This is a genomic window from Pseudarthrobacter sp. NIBRBAC000502770, assembly GCF_006517815.1.
In the GTDB taxonomy this organism is placed as follows: Bacteria; Actinomycetota; Actinomycetes; order Actinomycetales; family Micrococcaceae; genus Arthrobacter; species Arthrobacter niigatensis.
Genome location: NZ_CP041198.1, coordinates 2,413,258 through 2,431,259, shown reverse-complemented (window position 1 = coordinate 2,431,259; position 18,002 = coordinate 2,413,258). Strand labels below are relative to the sequence as shown.

The 18,002-nt window shown below is 63.1% G+C and carries 17 protein-coding genes; 9 read left to right on the top strand and 8 right to left on the bottom strand.

All coding sequences use genetic code 11. From position 1 onward, the window contains the following. Positions 1 to 19: 19 nt before the first annotated feature. Positions 20 to 928: a glutaminase gene (locus NIBR502770_RS11600; RefSeq protein ID WP_141183403.1), complete on the bottom strand. Its 909-nt coding sequence runs from the start codon at positions 926 to 928 to the stop codon at positions 20 to 22. Positions 929 to 1,236: 308 nt separating this feature from the next. Here NIBR502770_RS11600 and NIBR502770_RS11595 point away from each other — a divergent pair, with 308 nt between their 5' ends. The 7 genes from NIBR502770_RS11595 to NIBR502770_RS11565 all read left to right on the top strand — a co-directional run bounded on the left by NIBR502770_RS11595 (position 1,237) and on the right by NIBR502770_RS11565 (position 6,728). Then, a complete protein-coding gene (locus NIBR502770_RS11595) occupies positions 1,237 to 2,151 on the top strand; it encodes an isoaspartyl peptidase/L-asparaginase family protein (protein WP_141182020.1) in 915 nt (304 codons plus the stop codon). Between the two features lie 10 nt (positions 2,152 to 2,161). Next, positions 2,162 to 3,037, top strand: a complete 876-nt coding sequence (locus NIBR502770_RS11590; RefSeq protein ID WP_141182019.1) for a MurR/RpiR family transcriptional regulator — start codon at positions 2,162 to 2,164, stop codon at positions 3,035 to 3,037. A gap of 77 nt (positions 3,038 to 3,114) precedes the next feature. Further along, positions 3,115 to 3,843: an amino acid ABC transporter ATP-binding protein gene (locus tag NIBR502770_RS11585; RefSeq protein WP_141183402.1), complete on the top strand. Its 729-nt coding sequence runs from the start codon at positions 3,115 to 3,117 to the stop codon at positions 3,841 to 3,843. A 79-nt stretch (positions 3,844 to 3,922) separates the two neighbouring features. Continuing rightward, complete coding sequence (locus tag NIBR502770_RS11580; protein WP_141182018.1) at positions 3,923 to 4,873, top strand: glutamate ABC transporter substrate-binding protein; 951 nt, start codon at positions 3,923 to 3,925, stop codon at positions 4,871 to 4,873. A 39-nt stretch (positions 4,874 to 4,912) separates the two neighbouring features. Continuing rightward, positions 4,913 to 5,557, top strand: a complete 645-nt coding sequence (locus NIBR502770_RS11575; protein WP_141182017.1) for an amino acid ABC transporter permease — start codon at positions 4,913 to 4,915, stop codon at positions 5,555 to 5,557. After that, on the top strand, positions 5,554 to 6,402 hold the full coding sequence (locus NIBR502770_RS11570; RefSeq protein ID WP_141182016.1) for an amino acid ABC transporter permease: 849 nt from the start codon (positions 5,554 to 5,556) through the stop codon (positions 6,400 to 6,402). Before NIBR502770_RS11575 ends, NIBR502770_RS11570 begins: the two co-directional genes overlap by 4 nt. Beyond that, entirely contained in the window at positions 6,399 to 6,728 is a 330-nt protein-coding gene (locus NIBR502770_RS11565) for a hypothetical protein (protein ID WP_141182015.1), read from the top strand. Before NIBR502770_RS11570 ends, NIBR502770_RS11565 begins: the two co-directional genes overlap by 4 nt. Before the next feature lie 347 nt (positions 6,729 to 7,075). Here NIBR502770_RS11565 and NIBR502770_RS11560 read toward each other — a convergent pair whose 3' ends face one another. The 6 genes from NIBR502770_RS11560 to NIBR502770_RS11535 form a co-directional block, all read right to left on the bottom strand. Continuing rightward, positions 7,076 to 7,249: a CsbD family protein gene (locus tag NIBR502770_RS11560; RefSeq protein WP_141182014.1), complete on the bottom strand. Its 174-nt coding sequence runs from the start codon at positions 7,247 to 7,249 to the stop codon at positions 7,076 to 7,078. Positions 7,250 to 7,372: 123 nt separating this feature from the next. After that, the gene (locus tag NIBR502770_RS11555) at positions 7,373 to 8,455 is read right to left on the bottom strand and encodes a glycerophosphodiester phosphodiesterase family protein (protein WP_141182013.1); all 1,083 of its coding nucleotides are present in this window, start codon (positions 8,453 to 8,455) and stop codon (positions 7,373 to 7,375) included. A gap of 55 nt (positions 8,456 to 8,510) precedes the next feature. After that, positions 8,511 to 10,175 carry a phosphodiester glycosidase family protein gene (locus tag NIBR502770_RS11550; protein ID WP_141182012.1) on the bottom strand — a complete coding sequence of 555 codons (1,665 nt, stop codon included), beginning with the start codon at positions 10,173 to 10,175 and terminating at the stop codon, positions 8,511 to 8,513. Between the two features lie 180 nt (positions 10,176 to 10,355). Next, positions 10,356 to 11,927 carry a HAMP domain-containing sensor histidine kinase gene (locus NIBR502770_RS11545; protein ID WP_246857489.1) on the bottom strand — a complete coding sequence of 524 codons (1,572 nt, stop codon included), beginning with the start codon at positions 11,925 to 11,927 and terminating at the stop codon, positions 10,356 to 10,358. Between the two features lie 226 nt (positions 11,928 to 12,153). After that, on the bottom strand, positions 12,154 to 12,528 hold the full coding sequence (locus NIBR502770_RS11540; protein ID WP_141182010.1) for an STAS/SEC14 domain-containing protein: 375 nt from the start codon (positions 12,526 to 12,528) through the stop codon (positions 12,154 to 12,156). Positions 12,529 to 12,630: 102 nt separating this feature from the next. Then, complete coding sequence (locus NIBR502770_RS11535; RefSeq protein WP_210418851.1) at positions 12,631 to 14,043, bottom strand: competence protein CoiA family protein; 1,413 nt, start codon at positions 14,041 to 14,043, stop codon at positions 12,631 to 12,633. A gap of 738 nt (positions 14,044 to 14,781) precedes the next feature. Here NIBR502770_RS11535 and NIBR502770_RS21510 point away from each other — a divergent pair. Beyond that, positions 14,782 to 15,144 carry an aldehyde dehydrogenase family protein gene (locus tag NIBR502770_RS21510; protein WP_371416518.1) on the top strand — a complete coding sequence of 121 codons (363 nt, stop codon included), beginning with the start codon at positions 14,782 to 14,784 and terminating at the stop codon, positions 15,142 to 15,144. A 204-nt stretch (positions 15,145 to 15,348) separates the two neighbouring features. Further along, a complete protein-coding gene (locus NIBR502770_RS11525; protein WP_141182008.1) occupies positions 15,349 to 16,608 on the top strand; it encodes a PIN-like domain-containing protein in 1,260 nt (419 codons plus the stop codon). A 367-nt stretch (positions 16,609 to 16,975) separates the two neighbouring features. Here the strand turns inward: NIBR502770_RS11525 and NIBR502770_RS11520 are convergent, their stop codons facing one another. Continuing rightward, positions 16,976 to 17,935: an HNH endonuclease gene (locus tag NIBR502770_RS11520; RefSeq protein ID WP_141182007.1), complete on the bottom strand. Its 960-nt coding sequence runs from the start codon at positions 17,933 to 17,935 to the stop codon at positions 16,976 to 16,978. Between the last annotated feature and the right edge of the window lie 67 nt (positions 17,936 to 18,002).

The window sequence follows — 18,002 nt, the reverse complement described above, 5'->3', positions numbered from 1 at the left end:
TGGATGACCAAGCGGACACTCAGAAGATGGACCACCCGGTGCGGTTGGTGAATTCGTCCAGGGCGGCGACACCCGCGACGGAATTTCCGGACTTTCCCAGTCCCGGACTCCACACGCTGATGGCGCATTTTCCTGGGACGATGGCGAGTATTCCGCCGCCGACTCCACTTTTGGCGGGCAGTCCTACCCTGTATGCGAATTCCCCGGCGGCGTCGTAGAGGCCGCAGGTCAGCATGAGCGCGTTTACCCGTTTTGCGTGTGATGCCGAGAGGACCATGTGGCCGTTGGCGTCCCTACCGTTTGAGGCGAGAAAGCGTGCGGAGACGGCGAGGTCGCGGCAGTTCATTGTGAGGGCGCAGTGCTGGATGTATTCGTGCAGAACGGTTTCGACCGGGTTGTCCAGGTTGCCGTAGCTGGACAGCAGGTGCGCGAGTGCGGCGTTGCGGTGGCCATGCGCGGCTTCAGAAGCGGCGATGTTGGGGTCCGGGTCCACGGTGCTTCCGCTTTCTGCTCGAAGCAGGTCCCTCACCGTGCTGCTGGCGTTTCCGGTGAGGGTGTGGAGGCGGTCGGTGATGACAAGAGCGCCGGCGTTGATAAACGGGTTGCGCGGGATGCCGGCTTCGTGCTCGAGCTGCAGGAGGGAGTTGAAGGCGTTTCCGGAGGGTTCCCGGAAGACGCGCCGCCATAGGTCCTCGCCATCGGCGGCGAGCACAAGCGCCAGGGTGAAGACCTTTGAGATGCTTTGGATGGAGAACGGTGTGGTCCAGTTCCCTGCGCCATAAACTTCGCCGTTGACTGTTGCCACGGCTATGCCGAATTGGCTGGGGTCAATGGCCTTCAGGCCCGGGATGTAGTCAGCTGGCGGGTACTGGCCGACGATCGGTGCAACCTTCGCCACGATGTCATCGGTTATCCGCTGGAGGTCCATCGGGGGGTCGTAATCGTTTAGTCCGCTGCGTGTTCTGCGTTCCACGAATGCTCCCTTGCGATTCGTTGATGTGCCGAGGCTTGGGCCTCGGTGGGCCGTGCGGAGGAGGGGGTTCTGCACGAGTCGAGCTATGCCTCGATTTCGTAATGAACAGTACCAAATTTATTAGAAGGGTTTCTTTTCGTAACGTTTGCGTCTATGGTCTAAGTCACATGAACTTCCGGGATTCCGGGACGGACGAAATCAGCCTCAACGGCCGAGGCCGTTGCCGGGTCCCGGGCCTGGCACTGAAAAGACAAGGAATATTGATGCGCGTTATTGACATCGCCCCCGCGGCCAGCGGATTCGCGCTGGTCCTGCATGGTGGGGCCGGTGGCCGGGATTCTGAACTGTCCCTTGAAGAGGAGGGGCAGTACTCCGAGGGCCTCGCCGGCGCCTACCGCGCCGGCCACGCCGTTCTGGCGGCCGGAGGTTCTGCGCTGGATGCCGTGTGCGCGGCTGTGGAGGAACTTGAAAACTGTGTCCTCTTCAACGCCGGGCGCGGCGCGGCGTTGACCGCTCAGGGCGAGGCCGAACTGGATGCCTCGGTCATGACCGGGGACGGCCGCGCCGGGGCCGTTGCGGTCACACGAAATGCCAAAAACCCTGTCTTCGCTGCCAGGAAGGTCCTGGAGGAGACAGCCCACGTACTCCTCGTGGCCCCCGACGAGCAGCTGCTCGCAGGGTGGGGACTTGAAACCGTAGAGCCCACTTATTTCGTGACGGAATCCCGCCGGCAGCAGCTGGCGAAAGTCCAAGCCAAGGAACTGGCCCAGTCACGCCACGGCACTGTCGGCGCCGTTGCGGTCGACAGCCAGGGGAGGGTCGCCGCCGCAACCTCCACCGGCGGCATGGTTAACCAGCACGAAGGCCGCGTCGGGGACACCCCGGTAATCGGTGCCGGTACCTACGCCCATGACGGAGTCGTCGCCGTGTCCTGCACAGGGGAGGGCGAGGCCTTCATCCAGGGCGTAGTCGCCCATGACGTGTACGCGCGGATGAACTACGCCGGGGCATCCCTGCCCGACGCAGTACGGGGAACCATCGATGCCGAACTGAACGGCCGCGGCGCCGATGGCGGGCTGATTGCGGTGGGAGCAGATGGCCGGGTGGTCGTTGCCTACAACTCCTCGGCCATGTTTGCCGCCTATGAGGAATCCGGTGAATTGGTGACCCTGACATGAAGACGATGCTGTGATCCGGGTTAAGAACGAGATTTTCGCCCGGATGGAGGAGATGGCCCCTTCCGAACGTAAAGTGGCGCGCACGCTGCTGGCTGATTACCCCAGCATCGGCCTGGCCAGTGCGAATACATTGGCCAAGGCTGCGGGGACAAGCGCGCCGACGGTGCTGCGATTGGTAGCGCGCCTGGGAATGGACAGCTATGCCGATTTCCAGAAGCACCTGCGTGACGAGATCATGCACGAGCTGAGCGCCCCGGTCCATCGTGCCGAGCGGGTCGTTGACGGCGACGAGGAGATGACCGGCTTTGGCCGCATCGTCGCCGAACGCCGGGAGCTCGTGGACCGGCTGCATTCAACAGTGGCCACCGGGGAGTTCGACCGGGCAGCCAAGCTGCTGGCGGCCGACGCACGTGCTGTCCTGATCGCCGGAGGCTACTACTCGCGATTCGTCGCCGAGATCCTCGCCCGTCAGCTCGACCAGATCATCCCGAACGTGGACTTCCTGGCCGACCCTCTGGGCTATGACATCGGCAAGCTCTACACCGCACGCAAGAACACGGTCGTCATCCTCTTCGACCTGCGCCGCTACCAGCAGCCGGCACGGCAAGTGGCAGCGCTGGCCAAGAAGGAAGGCGCGTCCCTGATCGTGATCACCGACGAGGGCCTGTCACCGAGCGCCGACGACGCCGACGTCGTGCTCGCCGTTCCAGTGGGAGGGATCCCGTTTGATTCCTTCGCACCCTTGATGGTCCTGATCGAAGCTCTTGTGGAATCTGTCCTTGTCCAGACCGGCTCCAAGGGCATCAACAGAATGAAGCTTTGGGAAGAACGATCGCTCATTCAACGCGCAGCCGCGGCACGACCCCGGCTCGAGGAGGAATCATGATGAAACCGATAAATTCCACTGTTAGTCAGGCCTCGGTCATGAGCCCGTCCCGGGACAATAACCCGGATCGGGTTCCCATGGTCAGCCTCAAAGGCGTCGACAAACACTTCGGTGCCCTGCACGTGCTGCGGAACATTGACCTGACCGTCATGGCCGGGGAAGTGATCGTCGTTGTGGGGCCTTCCGGATCGGGCAAATCCACGCTCTGCCGGACCATCAACAGGCTTGAAACCATCGACGGCGGAGAAATCCACATCGACGGGCGGACTCTCCCGGCCGAAGGCCCCGGCCTGGCCGAGCTTCGTTCCGACGTCGGAATGGTCTTCCAGTCCTTCAACCTCTTCGCCCATCGCACCATCCTGGACAACCTCACCCTCGCACCAATGAAGGTGCGCAAAATCAACCGCAAGGATGCCGAAACGGAGGCGATGCGACTGCTCGAACGCGTCGGCATCGGACAGAAAGCCCATGCCTACCCGGCTGAGCTCTCCGGCGGCCAACAACAGCGGGCAGCCATCGCCCGGGCACTGGCCATGAACCCCAAAGTCATGCTCTTTGATGAACCAACATCGGCGCTGGATCCCGAAATGGTCAACGAGGTCCTGAATGTCATGACGTCCCTTGCCGCGGAGGGCATGACCATGGTCGTGGTCACCCACGAGATGGGCTTCGCCCGTCGAGCCGCGGACCGGGTGATTTTCATGGACCAGGGCGCGATCGTCGAGCAGGACGCACCGGATGCGTTCTTCGACAGCCCGAAAACCGAACGAGCACGTTCATTCCTGGCTTCGGTCCTCTCCCACTGAGCGGTGGCTTCACCGCGCAATTCTTTCCCCTCCCTGGGGTACACCCGTCCCTCCAGCAAAACCCCTGAAAGGTACCACCATGTTCAACAATGCCGTTGTACGCCGGCGCACAGCCATCGCCGGGGCACTCCTCACCTCGGCGGCCCTTGCCCTGAGTGCCTGCTCCAGCGAACCGGTCAACATTCCCGGAGCGGCCGGTTCCATGACCTCCGCCGCCAACGATTCCACCATCAGCAGCGCGCCGGTGGCCGGAAATGATTTGATCATCCCCGGTTCCACCATGGAAAAGATCAAGCAGCGTGGCAAGCTCATTGTCGCCACCGCGCTGGACGCTCCGCTGGTTTCCCAGCAGGATCCCTCGGACCCACAGAAGGTCAACGGGCTCGACGCGGACCTTGCCAAGATGCTGGCCGTCTACATCCTGGGCAAGCCAAACGTGGAATGGGTGCCCTCGGCATCCGAAACCCGCGAAGCCCTGCTCGCCAATGGCACCGTTGACGTCGTCTTCTCCACGTACACGATCACCACCAAGCGTGCGGAGCAGGTTGACTTCGCCGGACCTTACTTCATGTCCGGGCTCGCTGTCGCCGTGAAGGCGGACAACACGACCATCAAGGGCATTGATGACCTCAACGGCAAGAACGTGATCGTGCAGACCGGAACACCGTCTGTCTCTGAGGTTCCCGCAAAGCAGCCCGGCGCAAAGCTCATGCCATTTGCCACAACCCCCGAGGGTGTCCAGGCGCTCACGCAGGGCCGTGGCGACGCCTACGTCCAGGACTACGTCCTGCTCGCCAGCCAGTCGGCAACGAACAAGGACATCAAGGTTGTCGGTGCCCCCTTCACCGCCGAGCCTTACGGCATCGGGCTGAAGCACAACGATTCCGCGTTCAAGACTTTCGTCAACAATTGGCTGAAGACGATCGAGACCAAGGGACTCTGGACCCAGGTCTGGAAGAACACGCTGGGCTCGGTCGGCGATTCACCGGCCCCGACACCGCCGGCCATCGGCTCCGTTCCCGGTTCCTGACCACGCAAAACAGGCAACAGCGCCAGTGAGAAGACCAACATGAACATTGCAATCGACAATCTCGAGCCTCTCCTGCAGGGGCTGGGACTGACCCTCCTGATGACCCTGGTCGCCGGCATCGGCTCCCTGATCCTCGGAGTGTTCGTCACCGTGGCACGCATCAGCCCCGTGCCGTCCCTGCGGGCAGCAGCCTTTGCCTACGTGCAGTTCTTTATCAACGTTCCCCTCCTGGCGCTGTTGATCCTGGCAGTTTTTGCGCTACCTGCCGCCGGGCTGATCCTTCCGGTAGTACCGACCGTGATCATCGTCCTGACCGTTTATGAAGCCGCGTACGTCTCCGAAGCCGTGCGGAGCGGGGTCAACACCGTTTCGCGCGGCCAGATTGAAGCGGCCCGGGCGCTCGGGCTCACACTGCCCCAGTCCCTTCGCTGGGTGATCGTGCCCCAGGCGTTCCGTTCCGTCGTCCAGCCACTGGGCAACATCATGATCGCCCTGGCCATGAACACGTCCCTCGCGGCCGTCGTCGGGGTTCTGGACCTGACGGCCCGCATTAACAGCATCAACCTCGTCTACGCCCAGCCCGTCCTTTTCTACACCACCGGAGGCCTCGTCTACATGGCGATTGCCCTGGTCATTGGACTGGTTACCGGCCGGATCGAACGAAAGGTGGCGATCATCCGATGAGTTTCATCTATGACGCACCGGGACCCCGCACACGCCGCAACGTCCGCATTGCCTCGGTGATCAGCGCGCTTGCGCTGGTCGCTCTTGTCGCCGCCGGATTGTGGCAGTTCGGCTCCCACGACCAGCTCAACCCCCAACGCTGGGCGCCCTTCACCCAATGGGTGGTCTGGCAGTACCTGCTCACCGGACTGCTCGGCACCCTTCAGTCGGCCGGCATCGTCGCCGTTCTTGGCTCCGTCCTCGGGACCCTTCTGGCACTGGGGCGGCTAAGCCGGCGCCGCCCGGTCCGCTGGGTCTGCATCGCCTACATAGAAGTCGCCCGGACGGTCCCGGTCCTGCTGCTCATCTACTTAATGCTGTTTGGACTTCCCCAACTCGGGATCAACGTGCCGACGTTGTGGAAGATGGTCATCCCGCTGACGTTCGTTACGGCTGCTGTCTTCGCCGAAATCGTCCGGGCAGGTATCACCAGCCTCCCTTCCGGGCAAGCCGAAGCAGCGTTGAGCCTAGGCCTGAAGCATTCCCAGACCATGCGTCTCGTTGTCCTGCCTCAAGCCCTGCGCAATGTTGCACCTTCGCTGCTGACACAGTTTGTCAGCCTGCTCAAAGACACCACACTGGGATACATCGTCGCCTACACCGAGCTGCTCTACCGCGGCCAACTGCTCACGTCGTACATCAACCAGCTGATCCCCACCTACATCGTTGTCACACTCATCTACCTGGTCGTCAGCGGCAGCCTCACCGCCCTCGCCTCACGCCTGCAGAAACGAACCACCACCAAGAGCTCGGTCCTCCCGCTCCTCCCGCCGCCCGTCCCCGTACTGGAACACGCCCACAAATGAGACATCCCGCACCCACCCCCACCGGCTGGGACGCAGTCACCCTGAGCATCACAAACCCCGCCCAGGTTGAAACAGAGCTAGCAAGCGCCGTGGACACACTGTTGCCCACCGCCCTCTCGCGGAAATGCGGGCTCATGGTCCTCCGGCACGGACCGGGACAATACACTGCCCAGGTCACGCAGGATGTCCCGTTCGGGCTCACCCGGGAACAGACGCTTTGGGACCGCGCCGACGGCACAGTCCCCAGCCGGGGCGAGGCCCTCCTCGAACCAGCAGGCAATGCCACGGCGTATCCCGAATCGCGAACCACGGGGACTGCACCATGAAGGCGAGAAGGGCCTTTCCTAGGTCACGCCCATCAGAACTCGCGGAGGCGAATGCTTCCGGCTTGGGGGGCCGCTCACCTGTCCGGCCGACCTTATCCGAGGACGCTTCTGGCGCTGGCCATGAGGGTACGCCGTACGGCAGCGGACCCGATCTCGAACAGCACGAGATCGGCAGTCGACAGGGCTCTCTGGACGGCTATAGCGGAAAAGAGTAGGGATCGCTGGAGGAATGCCTGACCTCGCCACACGGCTGGATCAGAACACCTTCCAGAAGCAGACGCACACACCATGAGGACACGAAAAAGGCGCGCCCCGTTCGCTGAGCGCGCCCTTCCCGTATAAAGCTGTCAGTCCTTGAAGGCGTCCTTGACCTTTTCGCCGGCCTGTTTCAGATCGCCCTTGGCCTGGTCGGCCTGGCCTTCCGTCCGGAGGCTTTCGTCGCCTGTTGCGGCGCCGGCCGTCTCCTTGGCCTTGCCGCCTGCCTTCTCGGCAGCGTTGTCAATCTTGTCGCCCAGTCCCATGGTGTTTCCTCCTCTGGTTGGCAGCCGTTCGCATTCGGCTGCATCCATCCTAAGCATGCTTAGGATCTGGTTGGCAAGTCTGACGAGCAGAAGCTGAGGACCTTGAAGCGGGGCCCGGCCAGGCTACTTGGCTGCCGACATGCCCGGTTCCAGGGTGTACTGCTTGGGCAGTTTCAGGCCGCGCTCGGCCAGGACGTCGCGCAGCTTGTCCGGGTAGTCGGTGATGACGCCGTCGACGTCGTCGTCCATGAGCTTGCGCATGGTCGGCTTGTCATCGACGGTCCAGGGGATGACCTGCATGCCCTTGGCGTGGGCGCGGGTCACCATGTCCGCAGTGACGTAGGGGACGTAGCCTGGGTCGGTGACGGTGCCGTTCTGGGGCGTGCCGTGGACGGGGGAGATGGCGTCGAAGCCGAGGCTGGCTGCGGCGTCCACGAGGTCCCCGCCGAAGTCATCCGCGTCGATGCCTCCGAGCCATGGCGACTTGCCCGGCTGGCCGGCCTGCAGGAAGTCCTTGTTGGTGAGGGCCACGGTGCGGATGCCGGGCTGGCGTTCCTTCACCAGGCGCAGCGAGCCCCAGTCGAAGCTTTCGATGGAGACGCGCTCTGCCATGTGGGCCTTGTTGATTTCGCGCAGCGCGACGTCGACGAACTGTTCGCGCGGGGCAGTCTGTTCCGGGGCGCCGGCCTCGACCTTGGTTTCGATGTTGAACTTGACCTGGCTGGCCCGGTAACGGTTGGCCAGGTCGAAGACCTCTGCCAGGGTCGGCATCTTGGCTCCGGGGGAGGCCTGCTGGCCGGGGAACTGGGGCAGCGTCTGGGAGCCGCAGTCCAGGCTGCGGACCTGGTCGAAGGTGAGGTCCTTGATGTACTTGCCCACATACGGGAAGGACGGGTCACCCGGGGTGACAGGCGCGGTGTCCTTGCATTTCCGGCCATCGATCTTCCGGTCGTGGGTGATGACTTCGCGGCCGTCCTTGGTGATCTGCAGGTCCATCTCCAAGGTGGACACGCCGGTCTCGATGCCCTTGGCGAAGGACGCCAAAGTCGATTCGACGGTCAGGCCGATGCCGCCGCGGTGTGCCTGCAGGTCAAAGTGGTTGTCGGTGCCGTTGGGGTTGGTGTCCGCGGCATGGGCCGGAAGGGATGTTCCCAAGGCAAGGCCGGCGGTGATGGCGGCCGCGGTCAGCAGCTTGGTGTACTTCATGGGTTCTCCAGAGTTGGGGTTGTTGTGGGGTGGAACGTGAGGGGCTTGGGCCGGGTTACGGCTTGCGGCTTGGGAGTACGAGAAGGGCGTCTCCCACGGGGCGTTCGCCGGTGGCGTCAGACGGGGAGTTCATGACCTGGCCGCCCTGGACCATGGTGGTGGATCCGCCGCCGTCCAGATTCATTGCATTGACCATGCCGAGCGACCTTGCCACGTGGGCTTCCTCGTTCAGGCTCAGGCCAAGGCTGGTGGTTTGGCGGCCGTCGGCGGTGACCAGCAGGGTCCGGCCCTGGGCGTCCACTCCGGCGAAGGTGCGGGGGTTGCGCTTGTGGACCCAGCCGTAGAAGAAGCTGTTGCTGTCGTTGGTCCGGACCATGCCGTCCCGCTTGGCCGTGACGTCCAGCTGGCCGTCCTGGACCAGGGTCGGGCCGCCGTTGACGACGTCCGTCGTCGGGGTGGTCGTCAGGGTCTTGCCGTTCTCGGTGAGTAAATCGGTGTCGACCTTGAGCTTCTTGCCCGGGACGGCCAGGGCGGCGAGCGTGTCGACGTGGGCGCCGATCGCCTGCACCGTCTGCCCGCCGGCGGGCACAGCGGCCCCGCGCGTGTGGTTGACGGCGGTGACCGTCCCTTGGGCGTCCAGGACGACCTCGAGTCCTGGGCCGGCCGGGGTGGTGGGGCCGAACTCCGGGGTGAAGGCGACGATCTCGTCCGCGTCCGTGCAGGTGAAGTCGTGCAGCGGAAGGTTGGTCGGGGTGTCATTGGTGCCGCCGCAGTTGCGGATCAGCCCGGGGACCCGGTCGATACCGTCCAGCGGAAGTTCCGCCGCGCCCGGCGCAGAGACGGCACCGTGCCAGTGCAGCCGCTGGATCGAGGTGCCGTTCTTATCCAGGACGAGGGAGGGCCGGTCGCCCACGGGCTCGCTGAGGACCTTGCCGTCGTGGACGGCTGCTCCGGCGGGGTCGCCGGGGGCGCCTGCTGCGGGGTCCATGGTGAAGAACCCGCCGTTCACGGCTGCCAAGGCCCCGGCAGCGGCGGAGAGCTGGCTTGTGGTTTCGCGGTCTTCGAGATTGGGTCCAAACGAGGAGGTGAGGTCACCCTTGAATTCCTTCGGATCAATCGTGAGCACCTGCAGGTTCCAGGGTCCGCGGTCATCCTCACTGGTGCCGGCGTCGCCGTCCCAGCCGGTGTAGATCACCGACGCTTTGTAGCCCGCGGCCTTGATCTGGTCGACCGTGGCAGCGCCGTCGGCCTTGGTTCCGAACTGGCCGACCCGGACCCGGTAGCCGAGGTCCCCGCCGGCGTCGGCGAGCTGGGGTGACTGGACGTGCTCGACACGGGCAGTGACACCAGCGGCATTGAGCTTGTCGGCAACCTTCTGGGCCTGCGCCTGGATGGACAGCGCTGAGGCCGGGGCGTCGGGGTCCGGGGATGTGGACGGGACGGCGACTTCGGCGGTCCAGAAGAAGTCCTGGTTGGGCGTGCCGCGGGTGATGGTGGTCCGGGTCAGTCCCGGGGCCAGGGTGGTCACGTTCCGCGTCTCGGGCTGATCTGCCGCTCCGAGATCGAGATGGGCGGCCGCTGACGCTGCAGCCTGCTGATCGGGTGCGGGCGCCGTGGGCGCTGCGGAGGAGGGGCCTGCCGGGGTGAGGAAAGCGAAGGGGAGGGACACGGCCAGTGCGGTGATGACCGCTCGGCGGTGACGATGATTGGGGGTGATCATGGGTATCGACCCTAAGGCCCGTGAAGTCAGAGCACGCTCCCATACACCGGGGTTCTTCAGGCCTTCGATGAGTGTTCATCAACCGTTCGAGGAACTGTGTCCAGATGTTCCGTCCCGATACCGTAACCTCGGGCAGTGCGCCCCGTTCGCGGCTCGAACGCAAGGCGCCGCGGTGAGGCCTTAGACGACCACCAGTGACGGGGGTTTCGCGCCGGCGGCCGGCAGGCTCACGGCCGCGCTCGTGCCGGTTCCCGGGCTGCTGGAGAGGCTGATCGTTCCCCGGTGGTTTTGAATGATCGATCGGGTGATGGCCAGCCCCAGGCCGGCGCCGGGAATGGTGGAGGAGTGGGCGTTCGCGGCACGGAAGAAGCGGGTGAACGCCTGGTCTAGTTCCTCTTCGCTCATGCCGACGCCGGTGTCGGTGACCTCGCAACGGAGTTCGTGACCATCGTTGCTGACCTGGACGGTGACGGCGCCCCCGCGCGGCGTGTATTTGATGGCGTTGGAGATCAGGTTGTCGACTGCCTGGGTGATGCGGGCAGGGTCGAAGTGGCCGGGGGCGGATCCATCGCTGATCAGGTTCAAGGTGATGCCGCCAGCCTTCGCCTTGGGTTCGGCCGCCTGGACGCTGTGCCGGACGACGTCGGTCAGGTCAGCGTCACGGGGTTCAATGGTCATACCGTCGGAGGCGATGGTGAGCAGGTCACCGACCAGGTGCAGGAGTCGTTCGGCGTTGCGCCTTGCCACGGTCAGGAAGAACTCCATCTCCGGATCGACGCCCTCTTCCGCCAAGCCCAGGTCCAGGTAGCCAACAATGGAGGTCAGCGGGGTCCGCAACTCGTGCGAGACGTTCGCGACGAACTGGTCCTTGGCCGAGAGTGCTTCGACCAGCGCCGTGACGTCAGTAAAGGCAAGGACCGCCCCGGAGCGCTGGCCGCCGGCGCCCTCGATCAGCCGGCATGTCGCGGAGTACGCCTTCTGGTCGGTTCCCTCGCCGGCCCAGATCAGTTCATCCGTGAACGACTCACCCCTGGCGGCGCGGAACGCAGGATGCCGCTCCATGGGAAGGGGATGCTTCCGGTCGGCGCCGTAGACAGGGCAGTCGGCGTGGTCATCGGGCGTGGGTGTGCCCGTGATGGTCCTACCCACGCGGCTGCTGAGCTGGTGGTTCATCAGGACGATGCCGCCCTGGGCGTCGAGGGCACAGACGCCAACGCTGACGGTATCCATGACAGTGCCGATGAGACGCTCACGCTCCTCGCTGGCGGCCAGCAGGTCCCGAACCTCACAGGCCTGCGCCTCCAGCTGGCGCCGCTGCAGGGAGAGGGCGTTGGCGATCGCATAGGCCGTGAGCGCGATCGCTCCGACAATAACGGGCAGGAGCACGATCCGGATGAAGTCTGGTCCGTCAAAGCCTGTGCCCAGGATGACCGGCGGAAGGACCGCGCTAAGGACCGTGAAGAGGATCGCCAGCAGGACACCGCTGCGGCGCCGGTCTGCGGCCAGCCACACCACCGGGAAGACCAGCAGAAATCCCAGAACTGCGAGGTACTGGTCTGCGGCCTCGCGGGTGATTCCGATGGCCAGGCAGTCCAGCAACGGGATGATGAGCACCGCCCGTTCGGGCACGCGCCGCCAGGGCACCAGGGCGCAGGCGGCAAGAAGGAAGAGATGGATTCCAAGGCTGTACAGAAATGGCCCCGACCAGGCCAGTTCAGGATTCAGGATCCTCGTCAGGATCGTCACCAGCATCATCGTTATCGACAACGGAAGCTGGAACAACACCGCCCGGCCCCTCGGGCCCAAGGCGCGGTAGTACGCATATAACGGCTCAAAAAGCATGGCCTCCCCTGTCCTTGCCCTGATCGCCTCTCAAAGGAAACCTACCCCGAAAGCACCCCAATCAACACCAACGCGGGGACTGAACGCCGCCCTCCGGTCTACGCCTGGCCAGTCCCGGCTGCCTGAGGCCGGCCGGTCAGCCGCCGGACAGCCAGCTCAGCGCTTTGGCCTCAGACGTGAAGTATCGGGTGGGGCGTTGGGGCTGGCGGACGCCCGTGAAGAAGCTGGCGATCACCTCGTCCACAGGGGATTCGCCGAGCAGAGCCACCCGTGAAACCGCATGCGGACGCACGAAAACATCCCTGGCCCGCGTCGAGGTGTTCCCAATGTTCCGCATATCGACCAGCAGCGGCCGGTCATGGTCCGGGCTGACCTGGTTCATCATGGTGACGGCTGAGACGGCGTCGTCCTCATCAACGTACGCGCCCGGTGCCCAGACGAGCTGCAGGATCCCGTCCGGGCGAAGGGTCAGAATCGCCTTGCCACCGGCGACTTCGACGTGGGCGCTCATACGAGGACCGGATCATTCCGGGAAACAAAGCGCATGGCCTCAACTTACAGCAGGGGCGTCCACACTTCGTGTCAGTGAAACGGCTCCCCGCCACCCGCCCGATCAGTTCCCGCGGTACGGGCTGCTCGTCCCCATGAACCTGCGCCTCGCTTCGGCGATGCCGTCGGGGGAGTGGAGCTCCTCCCAGGTCTTCTTGCGGTCTGTTTGCAGTTCTTCCGGCACTGTAGGACGCGGCGGGTGGATGCGCGGTTCAAGCGGGACGGCGGCCAGACGTTGCTTTCGCGGCTTTCCTCGCCTGGGGTCGAAGTGGCCAGCCTCGCCCGCGGCCGGCCGCGCCGCCACGCCCTTCTTCTTCAGGAGTGGGGCGCTGACGAGCGACCACTTTTCCGTTCGTAGGCATGAGATGAACATCTGGCCGATCAGCGCATCGCATTGCGGACAGACGAAGGCACTGTAGTCAGCGCCCTTCATCTTGCTGCGCCGGACTTGGATCTTGGCCTTCTCCACGTCAGCCCGGGTCTCGCGCATCCACTTGTTGAGGACCTTATGGACGTCCGGATGGTTCTCGTAGCGCTTTGCGCCGACTTCTCGCCGAATCTCCAAGGCAGGGGGAGAGGAATACTGCACACCGGCCCTGGCTGAGTCCGCGTTCCAGAGCAACATCGGGTGCTCGCAGCTCCAGCATTGAGTGAGGGTTGCCCAGACGAACGGACCATCTTCCGTGAAAACAGTGTGGACTCCGAATGCCGCCTCGGGCGAGGCGCTGTTGTTGTTCATCTCCTCGATACGCGCATTCAGGGCCTCCTGCCGTAGCCGCTCCTCTTCCCGCAGACGGGCCTCGTACTCTTCCTCACGCTTGTGCCGGGCCGCCTGGTCATCCGGGCTTCCATAGGCCCATCGGTGACCACGACGGAGCAGATTGTCGACCAGGTCGCCGAGGGTGTCTTCCTCCCGGAAGTCGCAGCGGATGTCGAGGGTCATCAGGTCGGTGGGGTCCTCCGGGACGGCTGAGCTCTTCCCGAAGCCGGTAACGACGGCTGGAATGTGGGTTCGGTTGTATTCGAGTCGACGAGGGATGATCCACATCGGGAACACGCGATCGTTGAAATACCGCTGGCTCCGCTGCTGGTATCTCTCGGGGGTCTGGGAGGAGAGCTGCACCTCGAAGGCAATGCGACGCCGCTTGTCGTCGGACTCGGCCAGGACATCGATGATCCATTCCCTCGACGGGTGCGGATACTCGACCAGCGCATGCCACCCGTCGATCGCGTTGATGCGGTCCCGAAGTGCCGTCTTCATGGCGATGTGCTGCGGGGACTCGCCGCCGTGGTCCACCTTGCACTCGGAGGTCCGGTAGTGGGCGAAGAAAAAGGTTTCACCTCGCGACTTGGCGATGGCTCTGATGCCGCACAGTGGCATCACTACCCGTTTCGCATCCTCCGACTCTTTCAATGCCGCCCAGGCCGCGGCCGAATACTCGGAAGCATCGACTCGCGCACCGTCAAGAATTGCCACAAGGCCCATGGATCCCCCAGGTCCAATGGCCAGCCATTCTGGCCCTTCACGAGGATTCCATCACACGACCCCGCGTGTCTGGCAACAGGCAGCCCGGGTCCAGTTGCGGCGTCTCACGAACTATAGGTAATAACACTAGGACTCTTACGTCTTCTGTCTCCTCCTTTCCCTGTTTGGAAACGTCTCAACACCTCGGTACGAGTTGTTGTCTCACGTTCCTTCGAGGCAACCCGGACTCCCAAAAATGTGGCAGTCATGACATGCAGCCACGCACTCTCCCACCGACCCAGTTGCCGACTACGCTCACAGCAGGACACCGTTTTTGTCCAATGGTTCTGCGAAGGTCTGGCCAATGTCGCATTCTCCACCGGTTGGCATGCGACGCCGGGGTCTGTCGATGACTGGACGCCAGTCCGTACGGGAGGGCCAGACTGGCAAGTCGCAATCCCTAACCACCAGCATTCTCAGCGACCCGCAGAGAACCATGTCCATGACCGCGGAGCCATACGAGCGGTGGGAAACCAGATGGATCAAGCAGCAGGAACCACCAGTACTTGAAACCGTCAGTTCAGCTCCATGCCGAACTGCCGTGTAAGTAGAGCCCTCTTGTAGTGGGTTTCGGCGGCGTCGACCTGCGGCCGGCGCACTTGGCGAGAAGAATTGCAGGATGCTGAACTGGAAGTGTTGCCGGTGCCGGTCATCGGCAGCTGCCAGCTCCCGGAGGGCGACGTTGCCACCATGGCCGTTCTTGGCATACTCCCTCCGGAGACCCAGGCCGCCATGTCGCGGGTGCTGATCAAGTCTTCCACGCGGAACACCGGGCGGACCTGCTACATCTCCACCCGCATCCTGGCCCCGGCCAGCCGATACGACGAAGTGGTGGACATGGTCACGGCCAGCATAGCCGCCGGGAAGCAAGGCGACCCCTGGATCCGGACACGGTGTTTGGCCCCTGCGCCACCGAAGCGCAGTACCGGAAGGTTCTGTGCCGTCGGCTTTCCCCACATGCAGCCTGCGCTTGCTGACGCAGGCGATGAGGTAGATCCCCTGGACGGAGTTGAGCGCCCTCCGCCATTGCCCAGTTGCGGTCGTCAGCGATGATGGCCTGGAGCTCCTCGTAGCTGACAGTGACGGAAAGATCCCGCGCCGGGGTTCACTTCGTTGAGGGGATACAACCCAATGCGACAATGACACCCCATAGCAAAAGCGCCCAGCCAGCGCCCGCGTGGTGAGCATGTCGAAAGCTTCGGCGGGCCATAGGATGCGGAGGGATTCAGTCAGGAGCAATTTCAGGAGCTCGATCGTATGCGGGACAAATTCAGAGGCTTCTACAGGCCATCAGCCGAGGAGCTGCAGGGTCTCTGGAACACAGCCACCATAGTCTTTGATGCAAATGTCCTGTTGGACTTCCATAGATATGAGGCAACCACCTCTGCCACATACTTAGAGCTGGCTTCCGCCTTTCAAGAGCGACTGTGGCTACCGTTCCAAGCGGCCCACGAATACCACGAGAACCGCTTAGCTGTTCGGTCCGAAACCAACGCAACTCATAAAGAGCAGATCAATCACATTGAAAGACTCGTCAACGCGATTAGCCAGTCGCCCCGGAAGTCACACCTTACTGCCGGCGACAAGCACAAGGCACTCCTGGCTGCAGCTAAAGATCTTCTTGATGAGCTCCGAGAAGAAAGCGCAAAGCTAGCCGACCGCAACGGACCGTCCGCCGAAGACGCAGTTCTAGAGAAAATCACAGAACTGTATGAGGGAAAGGTTGGAGACGAGCCGTCGCCGGATGACCTGGAGAAGCTTTATAAAGAGGGAGCCGTCCGTTTTGCCCAAGAGATTCCGCCCGGGTACAAAGACCAAGCCAAAGAGGGCACCCGTAAGTACGGTGACTTCGTTTTCTGGCGGCAGGTTTTGGATTACGCCAAGGAGCATGAGCTAGACATAATTCTCGTGACTGAGGACGCCAAAGAGGACTGGTGGGTTTCCGCTCAAGGCAAACAAATTATGCCCCGGCCTGAACTGATCAAAGAGTTTCGAGAACATTCACGCGGTAGGTCCATCCACATCTACAACGGCCTGTCCTTCTTCAACTACGCAGCAAGTCATGTCCAGTCCGTCGCCAGCCACGAAAGAATCCTATCCGCGAGGGAGGAGCTAGAGGACGTCGCGCAGCAACGCGCTGAGACACAGAACGAGGCGAATTCCAGCTACGCAGAGTGGCTATCCCCGGCGGCGTACAACCTGACGCGCGATCCGCAAGCCCGTGTTTCCCTTCCTTTTGAGGCCGCCATCCGGGCCTCCTCAGAAAGGTTACAAGCGCTGCACGCGGAGATTCGTGCACTTGAAGCCGAAGTCGTCAGACAGCGCAATCACATGATTGCTCGGGATGAAGCCGGAACTGAACCGGACGACCCGATGACAAGCGAATTGCGGCAGCGACTAGCAGAGACACGGGCTCGTCTAAATGTGCTCTACGACCAAGCGGGGTTATCAGAGATTCAGCAGCATATCCGACAGTATGCGCTGCGACCGGTCTTTGACCGGTATGAGGACAACTGAGCTCGAGCTCAAGTCCGGCTTCCCTGATTTTCGTGGACGGAGGGGCCTAAACTGAGCGGCCTGATACATGCACGGAGCCATCCAAGGCATTTGCCTCCTTCGACTGTCTGGTCGAAAAGTGAGCCATTTCGCGGGCTTGGCGTCTAGTGGCTCACTATTGGACCGTCACCGACATTCGACTAATCTTCGCCGCTGCAGGGACGGCACCCAGCCAGGCGAGACACGTGAACTCCACAGAACCTCGGGTAGAGCGTGTCGGGAGAGCATGATCGACTTACTCGACCATTAAGGGCTCGATCCAGAACGGCTTCGCAAGGGAGACAAGCCCGACGTCGTTGTCGGTGGCCCTCGGTTGGATCTGCGAGACTTAGCGCTGGTCGGCTACGTCGGCCAGGTGGTGCTCCCGATGCCAGGCGAAATAACCCTGCGATCGTTCGTTATGTGCAATGCACATGCGGCCGAGGAGCTCCTCGGCATGGTACCAAACCTGGCCGCGCCCCGGCTTGCCGGCACGCAAGGACCCGTCAGCGCCTACGACAAGGTAGCCGTTTTCAAAAAGTGCATCGCATCCGAACAAACAAGCCAGCATGGAGACATTGCGGATGTCCATGCGCTCCGCCTCGGAGCATTTGGACCGGGGTTTGATATGGGCAGCCACCAGGAATTCCTCCGGATAGGAATGTCCGCAGAGGGAGCAGTGGCTGCCATGCAGCTGCAGCTGCTGGCACCTCAGGTAGCGTTGCTCGGTCCGAACAGCGGCGAGAGTCCATTTGTCGCTGGGACCTCCCTTGTATTGCTGGGGGTCGGAAGGCCGTGCCCCGCTCAGCTCTACGTCCCCGCCGTCGCCGATTTCTAGCCCTGCCTGCCTTAGCAGTTTCAGGGCGGCATCCCGGTCGAGACGGAATACATACCCATTTTTGGACCCGCCTTTCGCGTTGACCGGGCCCTGGCCCCACGGCAGAACCCGGTAAGCGTCTTCCCGCGGGATCCGTACTTCGCAGAGAGGATCGGTGAGCACCAGAATGCCGTTCGTGCCCGCCGGCTCCTTGTACCCTCGCAGCGGAGGATAAGAAGGAACCGGCCGCGTGGCAACGATGCTGATCCCCCGGACCGCCGGCCTGTCGAAATTTAGTACAACGTCTCCGGGCCGGACATGAGGCAACGTGTCCCAGGAGGGGACGCTCTGCCCGCGGTGGCCTTTCAGGGGGGCCCACAAGGTGCCTTCGTGGAAGACGTGCCGGAAGTTTTCAGATTGGAATGCCCGCCAAAAATTTGTGGCAGGACCGACCGGGACAGTCGATACCGCGTCCCTCAGCGAATTGGTCATAACCCATTCATACCGGAAGATTCTCGTTGGGCGTCTTTAACGTGCCTCAGGGGCAGCAGAAGGGAGC

Bases quoted from the DNA above. Each gene is read 5' to 3' on its own strand.
- NIBR502770_RS11545 (WP_246857489.1), bottom strand. From the start codon at position 11,927: ATGCTGGTGACGATCCTGACGAGGATCCTGAATCCTGAACTGGCCTGG.
- NIBR502770_RS11520 (WP_141182007.1), bottom strand. From the start codon at position 17,935: ATGACCAATTCGCTGAGGGACGCGGTATCGACTGTCCCGGTCGGTCCT.
- NIBR502770_RS11585 (WP_141183402.1), top strand. From the start codon at position 3,115: ATGGTCAGCCTCAAAGGCGTCGACAAACACTTCGGTGCCCTGCACGTG.
- NIBR502770_RS11565 (WP_141182015.1), top strand. From the start codon at position 6,399: ATGAGACATCCCGCACCCACCCCCACCGGCTGGGACGCAGTCACCCTG.
- NIBR502770_RS11540 (WP_141182010.1), bottom strand. From the start codon at position 12,528: ATGAGCGCCCACGTCGAAGTCGCCGGTGGCAAGGCGATTCTGACCCTT.
- NIBR502770_RS11575 (WP_141182017.1), top strand. From the start codon at position 4,913: ATGAACATTGCAATCGACAATCTCGAGCCTCTCCTGCAGGGGCTGGGA.
- NIBR502770_RS11560 (WP_141182014.1), bottom strand. From the start codon at position 7,249: ATGGGACTGGGCGACAAGATTGACAACGCTGCCGAGAAGGCAGGCGGC.
- NIBR502770_RS11555 (WP_141182013.1), bottom strand. From the start codon at position 8,455: ATGAAGTACACCAAGCTGCTGACCGCGGCCGCCATCACCGCCGGCCTT.
- NIBR502770_RS11580 (WP_141182018.1), top strand. From the start codon at position 3,923: ATGTTCAACAATGCCGTTGTACGCCGGCGCACAGCCATCGCCGGGGCA.
- NIBR502770_RS11525 (WP_141182008.1), top strand. From the start codon at position 15,349: ATGCGGGACAAATTCAGAGGCTTCTACAGGCCATCAGCCGAGGAGCTG.
- NIBR502770_RS11595 (WP_141182020.1), top strand. From the start codon at position 1,237: ATGCGCGTTATTGACATCGCCCCCGCGGCCAGCGGATTCGCGCTGGTC.
- NIBR502770_RS11600 (WP_141183403.1), bottom strand. From the start codon at position 928: ATGGACCTCCAGCGGATAACCGATGACATCGTGGCGAAGGTTGCACCG.
- NIBR502770_RS21510 (WP_371416518.1), top strand. From the start codon at position 14,782: ATGGCCGTTCTTGGCATACTCCCTCCGGAGACCCAGGCCGCCATGTCG.
- NIBR502770_RS11570 (WP_141182016.1), top strand. From the start codon at position 5,554: ATGAGTTTCATCTATGACGCACCGGGACCCCGCACACGCCGCAACGTC.
- NIBR502770_RS11550 (WP_141182012.1), bottom strand. From the start codon at position 10,175: ATGATCACCCCCAATCATCGTCACCGCCGAGCGGTCATCACCGCACTG.